This window comes from Roseburia sp. (assembly GCF_041325975.1).
In the GTDB taxonomy this organism is placed as follows: Bacteria; Bacillota; Clostridia; order Lachnospirales; family Lachnospiraceae; genus Roseburia; species Roseburia rectibacter.
Genome location: NZ_JBGLEJ010000005.1, coordinates 739,749 through 754,515, shown reverse-complemented (window position 1 = coordinate 754,515; position 14,767 = coordinate 739,749). Strand labels below are relative to the sequence as shown.

General features: G+C 37.4%; 20 protein-coding genes. 11 read left to right on the top strand and 9 right to left on the bottom strand.

The window, feature by feature from the left end; genetic code table 11:
- Positions 1-8: 8 nt before the first annotated feature.
- From ACDD58_RS14920 to rsfS, 9 genes are all read left to right on the top strand, one after another.
- Positions 9-842 carry an undecaprenyl-diphosphate phosphatase gene (locus ACDD58_RS14920; RefSeq protein ID WP_370778201.1) on the top strand — a complete coding sequence of 278 codons (834 nt, stop codon included), beginning with the start codon at positions 9-11 and terminating at the stop codon, positions 840-842.
- Positions 843-1,002: 160 nt separating this feature from the next.
- Positions 1,003-1,308, top strand: a complete 306-nt coding sequence (gene rplU / locus ACDD58_RS14915; RefSeq protein WP_006856084.1) for a 50S ribosomal protein L21 — start codon at positions 1,003-1,005, stop codon at positions 1,306-1,308.
- 18 nt (positions 1,309-1,326) lie between these two features.
- Positions 1,327-1,656 (top strand): ribosomal-processing cysteine protease Prp, encoded by a 330-nt coding sequence (locus ACDD58_RS14910; RefSeq protein WP_117922158.1) that lies wholly within the window; start codon positions 1,327-1,329, stop codon positions 1,654-1,656.
- Positions 1,657-1,659: 3 nt separating this feature from the next.
- Positions 1,660-1,944 carry a 50S ribosomal protein L27 gene (gene rpmA, locus ACDD58_RS14905; protein ID WP_006856086.1) on the top strand — a complete coding sequence of 95 codons (285 nt, stop codon included), beginning with the start codon at positions 1,660-1,662 and terminating at the stop codon, positions 1,942-1,944.
- A gap of 175 nt (positions 1,945-2,119) precedes the next feature.
- Positions 2,120-3,403 carry a GTPase ObgE gene (gene obgE / locus ACDD58_RS14900; protein WP_370778198.1) on the top strand — a complete coding sequence of 428 codons (1,284 nt, stop codon included), beginning with the start codon at positions 2,120-2,122 and terminating at the stop codon, positions 3,401-3,403.
- Between the two features lie 57 nt (positions 3,404-3,460).
- Positions 3,461-3,757, top strand: coding sequence for a ribosome assembly RNA-binding protein YhbY (gene yhbY, locus ACDD58_RS14895; RefSeq protein ID WP_370778196.1), 297 nt, complete (start codon positions 3,461-3,463; stop codon positions 3,755-3,757).
- 1 nt (position 3,758) lies between these two features.
- Complete coding sequence (gene nadD / locus ACDD58_RS14890) at positions 3,759-4,403, top strand: nicotinate-nucleotide adenylyltransferase (RefSeq protein WP_370778194.1); 645 nt, start codon at positions 3,759-3,761, stop codon at positions 4,401-4,403.
- Between the two features lie 89 nt (positions 4,404-4,492).
- Complete coding sequence (gene yqeK / locus ACDD58_RS14885; protein ID WP_186898768.1) at positions 4,493-5,071, top strand: bis(5'-nucleosyl)-tetraphosphatase (symmetrical) YqeK; 579 nt, start codon at positions 4,493-4,495, stop codon at positions 5,069-5,071.
- 78 nt (positions 5,072-5,149) lie between these two features.
- Entirely contained in the window at positions 5,150-5,497 is a 348-nt protein-coding gene (rsfS, locus tag ACDD58_RS14880) for a ribosome silencing factor (RefSeq protein WP_006856091.1), read from the top strand.
- 123 nt (positions 5,498-5,620) lie between these two features.
- On the opposite strand, the gene lexA is transcribed toward rsfS, so the two are convergent.
- Positions 5,621-6,238, bottom strand: coding sequence for a transcriptional repressor LexA (gene lexA / locus ACDD58_RS14875; protein ID WP_117922154.1), 618 nt, complete (start codon positions 6,236-6,238; stop codon positions 5,621-5,623).
- Positions 6,239-6,460: 222 nt separating this feature from the next.
- On the opposite strand from lexA, the gene ACDD58_RS14870 reads away from it, so the two are divergent.
- Both ACDD58_RS14870 and ACDD58_RS14865 read left to right on the top strand, forming a co-directional pair.
- Positions 6,461-6,796: a hypothetical protein gene (locus ACDD58_RS14870; RefSeq protein WP_117922153.1), complete on the top strand. Its 336-nt coding sequence runs from the start codon at positions 6,461-6,463 to the stop codon at positions 6,794-6,796.
- A gap of 142 nt (positions 6,797-6,938) precedes the next feature.
- The gene (locus ACDD58_RS14865; RefSeq protein ID WP_117922152.1) at positions 6,939-7,664 is read left to right on the top strand and encodes a 1-acyl-sn-glycerol-3-phosphate acyltransferase; all 726 of its coding nucleotides are present in this window, start codon (positions 6,939-6,941) and stop codon (positions 7,662-7,664) included.
- Between the two features lie 143 nt (positions 7,665-7,807).
- Here the strand turns inward: ACDD58_RS14865 and ACDD58_RS14860 are convergent, their stop codons facing one another.
- The 8 genes from ACDD58_RS14860 to ACDD58_RS14825 all read right to left on the bottom strand — a co-directional run bounded on the left by ACDD58_RS14860 (position 7,808) and on the right by ACDD58_RS14825 (position 14,766).
- Positions 7,808-8,857: a tyrosine-type recombinase/integrase gene (locus ACDD58_RS14860; RefSeq protein WP_117922151.1), complete on the bottom strand. Its 1,050-nt coding sequence runs from the start codon at positions 8,855-8,857 to the stop codon at positions 7,808-7,810.
- An 86-nt stretch (positions 8,858-8,943) separates the two neighbouring features.
- Positions 8,944-9,678, bottom strand: a complete 735-nt coding sequence (locus ACDD58_RS14855; protein ID WP_370778189.1) for a tRNA 2-thiocytidine biosynthesis TtcA family protein — start codon at positions 9,676-9,678, stop codon at positions 8,944-8,946.
- A gap of 219 nt (positions 9,679-9,897) precedes the next feature.
- Positions 9,898-10,350, bottom strand: a complete 453-nt coding sequence (gene dtd / locus ACDD58_RS14850; protein ID WP_370778187.1) for a D-aminoacyl-tRNA deacylase — start codon at positions 10,348-10,350, stop codon at positions 9,898-9,900.
- 172 nt (positions 10,351-10,522) lie between these two features.
- A complete protein-coding gene (locus ACDD58_RS14845) occupies positions 10,523-11,152 on the bottom strand; it encodes an AAA family ATPase (RefSeq protein ID WP_370778186.1) in 630 nt (209 codons plus the stop codon).
- A gap of 155 nt (positions 11,153-11,307) precedes the next feature.
- Positions 11,308-12,240 (bottom strand): RluA family pseudouridine synthase, encoded by a 933-nt coding sequence (locus tag ACDD58_RS14840; protein ID WP_370778184.1) that lies wholly within the window; start codon positions 12,238-12,240, stop codon positions 11,308-11,310.
- A gap of 48 nt (positions 12,241-12,288) precedes the next feature.
- Positions 12,289-12,813: a signal peptidase II gene (gene lspA / locus ACDD58_RS14835; RefSeq protein WP_117922138.1), complete on the bottom strand. Its 525-nt coding sequence runs from the start codon at positions 12,811-12,813 to the stop codon at positions 12,289-12,291.
- 27 nt (positions 12,814-12,840) lie between these two features.
- Positions 12,841-13,935: a 3-dehydroquinate synthase gene (gene aroB / locus ACDD58_RS14830; protein WP_370778182.1), complete on the bottom strand. Its 1,095-nt coding sequence runs from the start codon at positions 13,933-13,935 to the stop codon at positions 12,841-12,843.
- A 78-nt stretch (positions 13,936-14,013) separates the two neighbouring features.
- Positions 14,014-14,766, bottom strand: a complete 753-nt coding sequence (locus ACDD58_RS14825; RefSeq protein WP_370778181.1) for an RNA-binding protein — start codon at positions 14,764-14,766, stop codon at positions 14,014-14,016.
- Position 14,767: the final 1 nt, after the last annotated feature.

The window sequence follows — 14,767 nt, the reverse complement described above, 5'->3', positions numbered from 1 at the left end:
AGTGTAAAATGGATTTAAGTTTTATTGAGATTTTAAAAGTAATTTTTCTTGGAATCGTGGAGGGAATTACAGAATGGCTGCCGATCAGCAGCACCGGACATATGCTTTTAGTTGATGAATTTCTGCAGTTAAACGCAAGCGATTCTTTCAAAGAAATGTTTTTTATTATTATCCAGCTCGGTGCGATCCTTGCAGTCGTTGTTCTTTATTGGAACCGGATGTTTCCGTTTCAGTTTAAAGATAAAACAAAGCCGGTAATAAGAAAAGATATATTTTCTTTATGGTTTAAGGTAGTTGTAGCATGCATTCCGGGAGCGGCTGTTACGATTTTATTTGATGATTATATTGAAGCACATCTTCATACTCCGGTCGTAATTGCCATTGCACTGATCTTTTATGGTGTAGCTTTTATTCTGATCGAAAACTGGAATAAGACAAGAGAACCGAAGATCAGGACACTGGCTGATATTTCTTATCAGACAGCGTTTATGATCGGATTATTTCAGGTGCTTTCCATAATTCCGGGAACTTCTCGTTCCGGTGCAACGATCATCGGTGGACTGATCATCGGTGTTTCACGTGTTGCCGTTGCAGAATTTACATTTTATCTTGCGGTTCCGGTTATGCTTGGCATGAGTCTGTTAAAACTCTTAAAGTTCGGATTCGCATTTACTGGAGCAGAGCTTATCATTTTAGGAGTTGGAACAGTGGTGGCATTCCTTGTTTCAATTATTGTGATCCGTTTCCTGATGTCCTATATCAGAAAACATGACTTTAAAGTATTTGGCTGGTACAGGATTGTTCTTGGAGCATTAGTTTTAATATATTTTGCTTTTATTTAAAAATATTTTTGAAATATGAAAAAAACAGTTGACGTAATAAAAAAAATATGCTAAAGTAACGAAGTATGCCGCACAGTGAGGTCTAAAAGTCCGTCTATTCTGTATTAAAACCAGATAGAAGGCACCATAACTGGCGAGTAATGATAATAGGAGGTGCCATATGTACGCAATTATAGCAACAGGTGGTAAACAGTACAAAGTATCCGAAGGCGATATCATTACCATTGAAAAGCTCGGAAAAGAAGCTGGTGAGAAAGTAACTTTTGATCAGGTTTTAGCTGTATCTGACAACGGTATCAAAGTTGGCTCTGATGTAGCAAACGCTTCTGTTGAGGCTTCTGTCGTAAAAGAGGGCAGAGGTAAAAAAGTTATCGTTTACAAGTACAAGAGAAAGACTGGCTATCACAAGAAAAACGGTCACAGACAGGCGTTTACACAGGTTAAGATTGAAAAGATCAACGCGTAATCGACAGGGAAAGTTGTTATGACAAAGATAACGATTTTCAGAAACCGTGACAACGAGTTTTTAGGCTTTGAATGTCTTGGACATGCCGGATATGCAGAGGAAGGCGAAGATATTGTGTGTGCAGGGATTTCCGCATTGGTCATCAATACGGTAAACAGTCTCGGCTTATATACGAAAGATGCCTTTTCTACTGATTCGGATGAGGAGACAGGAAAGATAAGCTTATCGTTTTCTTCCCCGGCAGGACATGATGCCGATCTACTTATGAGGTCATTGGTTTTAGGTTTGCAGGGAATACAAAACACTTATGGAAATGATTATATCATTCTAAAATTCAGGGAGGTGTAAGACATGTTAAATATGAACCTTCAGTTTTTTGCTCATAAAAAGGGAGTTGGTTCTACAAAGAACGGTCGTGATTCCGAATCTAAGAGATTAGGAGCAAAAAGAGCAGACGGACAGTTTGTAAAAGCTGGAAACATTTTATACAGACAGCGTGGAACAAAGATTCATCCAGGCGTTAATGTAGGTATCGGTGGAGATGATACATTATTTGCTTTAACAGATGGTATCTTAAGATTCGAAAGAAAAGGAAGAGATAAAAAACAGGCTTCCGTTTATCCAGTAGCTGAATAAGATGTACTGTGGACCCGACTATGAACACCCATCACAGATGGCACATCCATCGCAGATGGATGTAATAGCCGGGTTCTATTTGTATTAAGAATGTGACAGATAATTTACATGTACCAGAGGTTATGATGATAACGGCTTTATGTACATGTTTTTGTTAAATTTGAGGTAGAAAAATATGTTTGCAGACAGAGCAACAATTATTATAAAATCAGGAAAAGGCGGAGACGGTCATGTTAGTTTCCGCAGGGAAAAATATGTACCGGATGGTGGTCCGGATGGCGGAGACGGCGGACGCGGCGGTGATATTGTATTCGTGGTTGACGACGGATTAAATACACTTACTGATTACCGTCACAGAAGAAAATTTGCCGCACAGCCTGGAGAAGAGGGCGGAAAACGTAACTGCCATGGTAAGAATGGTGAGGATCTGATCTTAAAAGTTCCTGCTGGAACGGTAATTAAAGATGCAGAATCCGGAAAAGTGATCGCTGATATGTCCGGCGATAACCGCAGGCAGGTAATTTTAAAAGGTGGCCGTGGCGGTCTTGGAAACCAGCATTTTGCAACTTCTACCATGCAGGCACCGAAGTATGCGCAGCCTGGTGGAGATGCGATCGAACTTGAAGTAAAGCTGGAGTTAAAGGTAATCGCAGATGTTGGACTGGTTGGTTTTCCGAACGTTGGAAAATCAACGTTATTATCAAGGGTGACAAATGCACAGCCAAAGATTGCCAATTATCATTTTACGACATTGCAGCCAAATCTTGGAGTTGTAGATTTAGATGGTGCAAAGGGCTTTGTGATTGCAGATATTCCTGGACTGATCGAGGGTGCATCGGAAGGCATCGGACTTGGACTTGAGTTTTTACGCCATATTGAGCGTACAAAAGTTATGATCCATGTGGTTGATGCAGCCGGAACGGAAGGACGTGACCCGATTGCAGATATCCGTGCCATCATGAAAGAGTTAGAGGCATATGATCCAAAACTTTTAGACAAGCCACAGGTAATTGCAGCAAATAAAATGGATGCTGTTTATGGGGATGAAAATGAGATCGTCCAGTCTTTAAGACAGGAGTTTGAAAAAGACGGAATCCGTGTATTCCCAATCTCGGCAGTCAGTGGCAAGGGATTAAAAGAGTTACTGTATCATGTGCAGGAACTTCTCGATAACTGCAGCAGCGAACCAGTGATCTATGAACCTGAGTTTGATCCGGCATTACGATTCTTTAAGGATGAGCCTTACACGATTTCACAGGCGGCAGACGGAGCATTTGAGATTGAGGGACCAAAGATTGAAAAAATGCTTGGTTATACCAATATCGATTCCGAAAAAGGATTTTTATTCTTCCAGAAATTTATGAAAGAACAGGGAATCTTAAAGGAGCTAGAAGCCCAGGGAATCGAAGATGGTGATACTGTGCGTATGTATGGATTTGAATTTGATTATTATAAATAATAAGAAACTGATGTGATATTAATGGCACCGGAAAGAGGTGCGGAAATGAGGAACGTTATGGCATTAACAAGTAAACAGCGCGCATACCTTGGTGGGTGTGCAAGTACAATGGATCCGATTTTTCATATCGGAAAAGCAAGCCTTACGCCGGAGATCATCATGGCGTTGGATGAAGCCTTAGAAAAGAGAGAACTCATCAAAGTAGCTGTATTAAAAAACTGTATCGATGATCCGAGGGAAATCGCTGCAATGACAGCAGAACGAACACATTCTGATGTTGTAAAAGTAATTGGAAAGAAAATCATTTTATTCCGTCAGGCAAAGAAAAATACCAAGTACGAGCTGCCAGGCTGATATGTTAGAAGCAGAGTGCAGGGTCGGACAAAAACACTTAAAGAAAATTGGTATCTTAGGCGGTTCTTTTGATCCGATTCATAAGGGACATTTAAATATTGCACAGAGTGCATATGAAGAATTTGCATTAGATGAGGTATGGTTTATTCCGGCAGGTCATTCACCAAATAAAGATGAAAATAAAATGACAGCCGCAGACATCCGGGCAGAAATGACAGAGCTGGCTATCTGCGATATCCCATATTTTAAACTTTCGCGAATTGAAGTCGATGCGGAAGGGACAAGTTATACTTATCTGACGCTCGCAAAATTAAAAGAAATATATCCGGATATAAAATTTTTCTTTATTATGGGTGCAGATTCACTTGATTATCTTGAAAAATGGTATCATCCAGAGATTATTTGCGAAAAGGCAGTTATTCTGGCTGCGGTACGTGATGATATGAATTTGTCGGAAGTTGAGGAAAAGATTTCTGCCCTGAAAAAATTGTTTCCGGCTGAAATTTATCCAATTACAGGTGGAAAAACAGATATTTCATCGAGTGAGATCCGGGCAGCTTTAAAATGTGGAAAGACAGATATATCCCTGATTCCTTCTAAAGTAATGACATATATTAAGAAACGCCATTTATATGAAGAAAAATAGGGGATAAGGCACACAGGATTTATGTCATGTCACAGACCTGTGATGAAAATGGTATTTTCATTGTGAAACGGGCAGGAATGGAGGGCATCATGGAACTTATTGAAATTCGAAAAAAATTAAAAAAAGAACTGGATAAAGGACGTTACGAACATACAAAAGGTGTTATGTATACGGCAGGATGTCTTGCCATGGCACATGAGTATTCCATGGAAAAGGCAATGCTTGCAGGGTTACTTCATGATTGTGCAAAATGCATCCCGAATGACCAGAAAATAGAAATGTGTGAGCAAAATCATATTCTGATCAATCCGGTAGAATACAAAAGCCCATATCTGTTACATGCAAAATTAGGAGCCTTTTTGGCTGAAACTGTGTACGAGGTGTCTGATCCGCAGATTTTGCATGCGATCAAAGTTCATACGACAGGTGAGCCGGATATGAGCCTTTTAGATAAGATCATCTATATTGCAGATTATATTGAGCCTGGGCGCGATAAGGCTGAGAATCTTCCTTATATAAGAAAGATTGCCTTCGAGGATTTAGATGCCTGTATGGCGGAAATACTGCATGACACGCTTGCTTATTTGTCCAGCCGGGGTGGAAGCATTGATGCAACGACAAAGATGACGTATGATTTTTACCGGCAGTACAGGAAAAATCATAATTAATATTTTGAAACTTAAATCTATTCCTGGCTGTGAATGAACAGTACCGGAAAATCTACAGAATAATAGGAGAGTAAATTTATGACTTCAGCAGAATATTGTAAAATAGCAGTAAAAGCACTGGAAGATAAAAAAGCAGAGGATGTCAAAGTAATTGATATCCGTGAGATTTCACCGATCGCAGATTTTTTTATCATTGCAGATGGAATGAATCAGAACCAGATCCAGGCAATGCGCGATGCAGTCGATGAGGCTTTGTATAAAGCAGATCTTAAAGTACGACAGGTAGAAGGTAACCAGTCATCTACATGGATTCTGATGGATTATAATGATATCATTATTCATATTTTTTCAAAGGAAGACAGACTGTTTTATGATCTGGAACGTATCTGGAAAGATGGTAAAGAAATCAGTGTGGATGAACTGTAAGGGATAAAATTTTATAAAGGTAATCAGATATTATAAATAGAAACTATTTTTGCATATATAAATCTCATATGAAGAAAAAATCACCAGATCATAATGAAAAGCTGGTGATTTTTCTTTTTCTCTTTAATTTAAAAATCGCATAATACCGAATACTTTTCCAAGGATCGAACATTCGTTTACAATAATTGGATCCATGGTGTCATTTTCCGGCTGCAGGCGATAGTGACCATTTTCTTTATAAAAAGTCTTTACTGTTGCAGAATCATCTACAAGAGCAACAACAATATCTCCATTCTGTGCGTCAGACTGTTTCTGTACAAGAATCTTATCACCATTAAATATTCCTGCATTGATCATACTGTCACCTTTTACCTTTAGCATAAATGTCTCTGCATTCGGCATAAACTCAGTAGGAATCGGAAAGTAATTTTCGATATTTTCAACAGCAAGTAACGGCTGACCGGCAGCTACCTGACCGAGGATAGGAACATTAACAACTTCACGTCTGGTTAAATTAAAATTGTCATCAATAATCTCGATTGCACGTGGTTTTGTAGGGTCTCTTCGGATATAGCCATTCTTCTCAAGTGTCTCAAGGTGTGAATGAACAGAAGAGGTTGACTTCAGATGAACTGCTTCACAGATCTCGCGAACAGCAGGAGGATAACCCTTGTTTAAAATTTCCTGCTTGATATATTCTAATATTTCTTGCTGCTTACTGCTGATTTTGCCATATGCCATAAAGTGCCTCCTGTTATACGATAAAATATATTTCATCAATTTGTAAAGGGATTATTCTGCCCTGTGTTTATTATTTATTCTATCATATTACAAACAGAAATGCAAACATATATTCCGAAAATTTGTTCGATTTTATTATTGACAAACAAATGTTCGTGTATTATGATACAGATATACAAACAGTTGTTCGTAACATATGTTCGCATTAGATGGAGGTTATTTATGAGAAGCATAAGAGAGAATAGGAAGAATCAGAAACCAGTTTTTTTGATCGCATTATCAATGGTATTATTTGGAATTATCTGCTTTACATGTTTTGGTACTATCCGTGCGCAGGCAGCCGGTGAATCGAGTACTACTTATAAATATTACACCAGCATACAGATCATACCGGGACAGACATTGAGTGACATTGCGGGGATATATATGACAGATGATTATAAAGATACTTCAGAGTATATAGAAGAAGTATGTACGATCAATCATGTTTTCCCGGATGACATCCATGAGGGGGAATATCTGACGGTACCATATTATTCAGCAGAATACTTAAAATAGACCTTGACGGAGCCATATGTAAGAATGTTGTATTTTTCTTCAAAATAGGCTATAATAGTTACATTCGGCAAAAAAGCATCACTGGGTAGAATGAATTTTTCAGGATGTTTCTGTGCCAGGTACGGAGGATAGCATTGAAGTTATGTTAAAGTTTATTTATGTAATTCTTATGAATCTTTTCAGGGCACCATATATGATTCCAAAGATGCGAAAGGAAGCGGATCATCCTGAAAAATATTCAGAAGAAGAGCGATATGAGCTTGCGCGCCACGTGATCCGCCTTATGAAAACGACTGGTGGAATTAAAACAAAAGCATATGGATTGGAGAATCTCCCATCTGAGGGTGGTTATATGATGTATCCGAATCATCAGGGAAAATATGATGCACTTGGTATTATCTATACACATAAAAATCCGTGTTCCATTGTTATGGATCGCGCAAAGTCCAATACAATTCTTGTCCGGGAATTTGTTGATCTGCTGCAGGGAAAACGTCTTGATAAAAAAGATGTAAGACAGGCACTTACGATCATCAATGAAGTTTCAGAAGATGTCAAACAGGGCAAACGTTATATTCTTTTCCCGGAAGGGGGATATGATTTTAATAATCGTAATAATGTATGTGATTTTAAAGCAGGAAGTTTTAAAATTGCTTTAAAGACAAAAGCACCGATCATACCGGTTGCTCTGATCGATTCCTATAAGGTTTTTAACAGTTTTAATCTGGGACCTGTTACAACACAGGTACATTATCTGAAACCTATTTTATTTGACGAATACGGTTCTTTGAAAACACATGAGATTGCAGAACTGGTGCAGCACAGGATTCAAGAAAAAATCAACAGTATTCTGTTGCCGGAGATGTAAAATTCTGGATATTGTACAAAAGTGTTATATAGTTCTTGAACGGATAACACTTTTGTATCATATCATTTCAATAATAATCGCGTTACAAAATGTCTTTCGTATTTATTCTCATGATTTATCTATATACTTGTATATTCTATCAGTTAAACTTCCCTTAACTTGACATACTTAGCAGCACTTCTTCGCCTTTCATCATCAAGAGCAGCATAGTGTTTGCGGGTAGTATTGACGTCTTTATGGCCAAGAACATCCGCAACCAGATAAATATCACCGGTTTCCCGATAGAGTGACGTACCATAGGTACTGCGGAGTTTATGCGGTGTAATATGTTTTAAGGTTGTTACCAGTTTGGAGTATTTTTTTACCATATTTTCAACAGTTCGCACACTCATGCGTTTATTCTGAAGCGATAAAAAGAGGGCATTAATACTTCCGTCAGCTGCAGTAACTTTCTGACGTTCCACAAAGTAATCCATAAGTGCTTTGCGAACCTCATCTCCGAAATATACAACAACCTCTGCGCCACCTTTGCGGTGAATCTTAATACCATTATTTTTAAAATCAACATCTTCCATATCAAGACCAACACATTCTGAAACACGGATACCTGTTCCAAGCAGAAGTGTCATCATTGCAAGATCCCGTACTTTTGTTTTTTCGTGATATTGTTGCTGCTTTGCAGTAAGATTTTCACCGGATTCTACTTCATCAAGAAGTTTTGCAACCTCATCAACATCCAGACGGATGATATTCTTTTCATGTATTTTAGGCATGTCTACTTTAACTGTAGGATCATCTTCAATCAGTCCATTTTTATAATAGTAATGATAAAAGGAGCGTAAAGAAGAAAGTTTTCGTTTTAGTCCCACCTCATCATTTGTATGTTCCGTTCCGTCTTTTTCGTAATATTTCAGATAAGAGAGATATTCTTCGATATCCATTGGTGTAATCTCATTTAAAATAGATATGGGAAACTCAGTAATATTCATTTTGGCACAGATCGGATTTGTTGTATGCAGGTAATCAAAGAAACAGCCGATATCGTAAGCATATGCAATTTTTGTCCTGGAGGAGCTGGTTGCTTCGATGCCGATAAAAAATTGTTTGCAAAAAGGGGGTAATGCCTCTAATAGTTTTCGTAATTTTACTTCATTCTTTACATTTATTGTTTCATAATATGCTTTTTCTTTCATAGCAGGTCTCCATTCTACGCACTTTACAGTAAAAATTTTATTTTCATAATAAGTATGAGAGTAAAGAATACAACTTTGTATAAAGTTTAATTTTGTTCGTTGTTTATAATTGACCATCCAGGTATATTTCCGGTTAAGATAGCATGAAAAAGTTTGGTTTTTACACCTGGATTGTCCAAATTAAGCTGTCTTATAAGCTGTTTTACATATTCACGTCTGGTATTACCATCCATTGGACAGGGATTTTTTACGACTGGAAGATGATATTTATTTCGGAATCCTTTTACCTCTGCTTCAGATACATAGATCAGAGGACGGATTATCGTAAGATCAGAATCAGCCATATAAATTTTTGGAGGAAATACATAAAAACGTCCTTCATAAATCATGGATAAAAATGCAGTTTCGATCACATCATCCATATGATGTGCATATGCCACTTTATTGCAGCCTAGTTCCTTAATAGCCTGATTTAATGCTCCTTTGCGCATTTTCGCACATAAGGAGCAGGAAGGCTTTTCATCACGTTCTTCGAAGATGATTTTAGCTATTTCTGTGTTAACGATATGATATGGAACATCAAGTTCACGACATAGGTCTGATACGGCAGTGAGGTCGAAATCTTCATAACCGAGATTTACTGACACTGCTAACAAGTCAAACTTTTTGGGATAAAATCGGCGCAAACCACTCAATGCATATAAAAGTGTGAGAGAATCTTTACCTCCGGAAATACCAATGGCGATTCTGTCGCCGGATTCGATCATTTGATATTCATCAATTGCTTTTCTGGTATAGCTGTATAATTGCTGTAATTTCATATGTAAGCCTCCTGAACTTTCTTTATTATACAATATTTTTAGTAAAAATGCAGATGAGAAATGTTGCCGACACAGCGTATATTGAGTTGACAAGCTACATCATCTGATTCCAAACACAACTATTCGTTAAACTTGTGTTTTGCGAATATATAAAGTTATCAATACATAAAACATTGATACTCTGCTACATACGAAATTTGTGTCTGATACAATAAATCTTTATCCAATGATTTCATCAGAATCAAGAATGATTGTAAAAGGTCCATCATTTACAAGAGAAATTTTCATGTCTGCTCCAAAAATTCCCTGTTCTACAATTGGTACCTGTTTCTTACAATTATCAATAATGTAGTTATAAAGTTCCTTTGCCATATCTGGTTTGCCAGCACCTATAAAAGACGGTCTGTTTCCTTTTCTGCAATTTGCATATAAAGTAAACTGTGATATTAATAACAGGCTTCCTGCAACATCCTGCAATGATAAATTTGTCTTTCCTTCAGAATCTTCAAAAATACGAAGTCCAATTAGTTTTTTTATCATTTTATCTGCAATCTCTTTTGTGTCAGAATCAGATATACCGATTAACACCATAAAACCTTTCTGAATAGTTCCTGTTATCCGGTCATCTACCCGACATGTAGCTGTGCTTACACGCTGTACTATGAGTCTCATAATCTGTAGTTACTCCCTTTTCTTCGTTTTTTATAAAAAAATTCTATTAAAAATTTAACATATTTCGGATGATCTGCTTACACTTTTCTACATTAAAAAATCAAATATCCTCATCAAAGTAAAAAGGCTTTGATGAGGATAAAATTATATTAAGCATATTCTTTTTCGTATTTTATTTCTGTGCATCCATAATTTCACGGAATTTTAAAATCATATCGACACATCCATCAATACCAAGTTTTCCTGCATCAAGAGTCAAATGATAGCTGTTGGAATCGCCCCAGCGTTTGCTGGAATAATAATTGTAATAGCTGGCACGCTGTTTATCCTTTTTCTGGATCAGATCTTTCGCCTTGTTCTCTGTGATATTCAGACGTTTGCTGACAGCTTTGACACGTTTCTCCATATCTGCATGAATAAAAATGTTGATGCAGTCTGTATAATCTGCCAATGCATAATCCGCACATCTGCCGACGATAACACAGGATTCACGATCTGCAATCTTTTTGATTGTTTCAAACTGTGCAAGGAATACTTTATGGTTCAATGGCATATCCAAAAATGGTGAAGAATTATAACTTCCAACGGAATATGTATCCATAACCAGTGAATATAAAAAACTGCTGGTTGGTTTTTCATCATGATTTTCAAAAATTTCTTCGCAAAAACCACTGTCTTTTGCCGCCTGCTGTAATAATTCTTTATCGTATAATTCGATACCAAGTCTGTCAGCAAGCGCCTCACCGACTGCTTTACCTCCGCTTCCAAATTCACGTCCAATGGTATATATCTTATTTGACATAAAAATCCCCCACTTTCTTTTGCATCAGATTGTCATTACATATTACGAAAGATTTGTATGATATATACAAAATATTTGAATTTAATATGGAGACATCTGTTTCTTTTGTATAATTATACTACACTTTCTCGAAAAATAAAACAATTTTTCGAAATTTAATGCAAACTTTTTAATATTTTCAAAAAATATTCCGGAAGTGGAGCCGATATCTCCATGTATTCATTCGTGCACGGATGTACAAAACCAATAGTCATGGCATGGAGTGTCTGACCCTGCGTCTTAAATGGACTTTTTCCACTGGAATATACGGTATCTCCAAGCAATGGATGACCGATACTTGCCATATGTACGCGGATCTGATGGGTTCTGCCAGTTTCTAATTTGAATTCCATGTAAGTATAATTTGAAAAACGTTCCAGTACTTTATAATGTGTGATCGCAGGTTTCCCATTCTTTTCATTGATTGCCATCTTCTTCCGGTTGGTCGGATGTCTGCCGATCGGAGCATTGATCGTCCCTTCATCATCCATTACAACGCCATATACAATACCGCGGTATCTGCGGTTGACACTGTGTTCTTTGATCTGTTCGGCAATTTTAACGTGGCTTTCATCATTTTTGCATACAATCAGTGAACCGGTTGTGTCCATATCGATCCTGTGTACGATTCCCGGACGTATTTCACCGTTAATGCCTGAAAGACTGTCCTTACAGTGAAACATGACTGCATTGACCAAAGTACCTGAATAATGGCCTGCGGATGGATGAACAACCATTCCTTTCGGTTTATTGACAACGAGAAGATCATCATCTTCATATAAAATGTCAAGAGGAATATTTTCCGGGAGGATCGGTGTTTCTACAGCATCGGGAATTTCCAAACATACAAGATCATCCATATGCAGACGATAATTTGCCTTTTCCTGGGAATCATTTACTGTTACATGTCCATCTTTGATTAATTTTTGAAAAAAAGAACGTGAAGGTGCATTTGAAGTACTCTCAGACTGCTCAAAAATAACGCTTAGATATTTATCTAAGCGTTCTCCTTCATATTCTGCCTCTATTTCGAAAGTTTCCTGTTTCATAAATACTCCATTCTTGTCTGATACGGTATTTCTGGCATGCAGATATTGTTATTTTTTCTTTTTTGCCGGAAGAATACGTTCAAAATCTTCTTCTTTATAAAATAACAGACATAATATTAAAAGTATTGCAGCCACAGTCACGTATATATCTGCAACGTTGAATACAGGGAAATCGATCAGCCTGAAATAGAAAAAATCAACAACATATCCCTGCATGACCCGGTCAATAAAGTTACCGATCGCACCGCCAAAAAACAGAATGGCGATTACATTGAGTAATCCGAAATGCTTTTCGGATGGAATACGCATCAGATATAAATATATGATAATCATTAAAACAATCACTGTGAAAATGATAAGTGGCCACTGTTTTCCCTGAAGGATACCAAAAGCTGCACCACGGTTCTCTAAATAACTGAGTTCAAAAACATTTTTCCATAAAACAACAGGCATCTGATCTTTCAGGTGCTTTACTGCAAGATGTTTTGTAAACTGGTCTAACAATATCAGAATAACTGAACATAAAATACCAATAATAGCTTTTTTTAAAATAGTTTTGGATTGCTGATTCATTGAGTCCTCGTTTCTTTGAAAATAATTTTATTCATGACAGACATAACGGATACCGTCAAGAATCTGTTCATCGCTTAGTTCCCGATAAATATAAGCGTTTCCAATTTCTTTTAACAGAATAAATTTAACCTGGTTTCCAACCATTTTTTTATCAGATTTTGTTGCCAAAAGGACTTCTCTGGCATCAAATCCATCAATCTGCAACGGCAGTTCAAAGAGTGATAACGCATTTTTAATCCGGGCAAAGTCTTCTGCAGAGATATGACCAAGCTGCATGGATAAATAGGATGCCGCAACAATACCAAGTCCTACACATTCTCCGTGATAAAGTGTAAAATCAGAAAGTTTTTCAATGGCATGACCAATCGTGTGTCCAAAATTAAGAAGTGCACGCTCTCCCTGTTCTTTTGGATCACGTTCGACTACATCACGTTTAATATTACAACTTATATAGATCATTTCTTCTAAAATTTGCGGATCTAATGCCCAGATATCCTTTTCATGTGCGATAAGCCATTCAAAATAGGCAGCATCTTTGATCAATCCGTGTTTGATAATCTCTCCCATTCCGGAAACAATCTGTTTCCTTGGAAGAGAATGCAGTACGGAAAGGTTCATATAGACCAGTTTAGGCTGATAAAATGCTCCAACCATGTTTTTATACTGCATAAAATCAACACCTGTTTTACCGCCAATACTGCTATCCACCTGCGAAAGCAATGTGGTTGGAATCTGGATAAAATCTATTCCACGTAAGTAAGTTGCTGCTGTAAAACCGGTCAGATCACCGACTACACCACCACCAAGTGCTAACAGAATATCTCTTCTGTCAAAGTGATTTTCTATCAGAAATTGATATAATGTACCGACTGTATCTGTGTTTTTGCTTGCCTCACCAGCAGGAAAAATATGTACAAATATATTTGAAAATGACGTAGACAGCTGTTTTTTTACTTCTTCTGCATATAGAGGAGCTACGTTAGAATCAGTGACAATACAAAGTTTTCGGTCAGAATCTATTCCAAGCCGGGACAGTTCTTTACAAAGATCCTTAAAATCATTTGTTAATTCGATGGTATAAATCACATTTGTTCCATCTGTAACCGGTATGCTTTTTGACATAATAATCTCCATTTCTGCCCATATCTAATGAGCACATCACAGTAATTCCCATTCCTATACGTTTGTTTATGAGTTTTATTAACTTTGGTATAGCTGATATTTGATTTTCAGACGACCCTTATTAGTTTCTCCTGAGATGGAAATAAAATGGAACCGTCCGTGACCACGCACAGAAATAATATCATCAGGTTTGCAGATATAGGTCGGTGTCTGAATGATTTTTCCATTTGCAAATACACGTTCTGCGTGAATCAATTCCTGGGACTGGCTTCTGGATAAACGGTATACACAGGCAATGACGGCGTCAAGTCTGTTTGAGGTGATAATGCCGTCTTTATCAATTAATTCCTGATGAAAATTGATTTCGTCTGCATCTGCAATACTTAAATGAACAAGTGTGTGGCGAACCTTTGTGAGCTGTTCCATAAAATATGGGGCAACATTCTCCTCACATAAAATATAATAACAGCCATCACCCATAAGGATATCACCAATCTTCGCGCGGTCTATACCGAGTGTCATGATAGATCCCAGCAGATCGCGGTGTCCTAATTTTTCTGCAAATTTTGGATATGCCGGTTCTACTTTTAATACCGCAATCGGATATGTCCACTCATAATAAAGAGCATCAGGAATAAAAGCAATTATCTGACGCTCTGCATAAGGTATACCGCCATAGCTTTCCGTCCTTGTTACAAATCCTGATTGGCACTGGTGGTAAATATTCATTTCATTTAAATTAAGGAAATCGCTGAATAAAACGATTCCCTTCCGATCAGCCTGTCTTGAAAGATCTAACAGGCGTTTTTTACAAAGATCCTGCTCATTCATA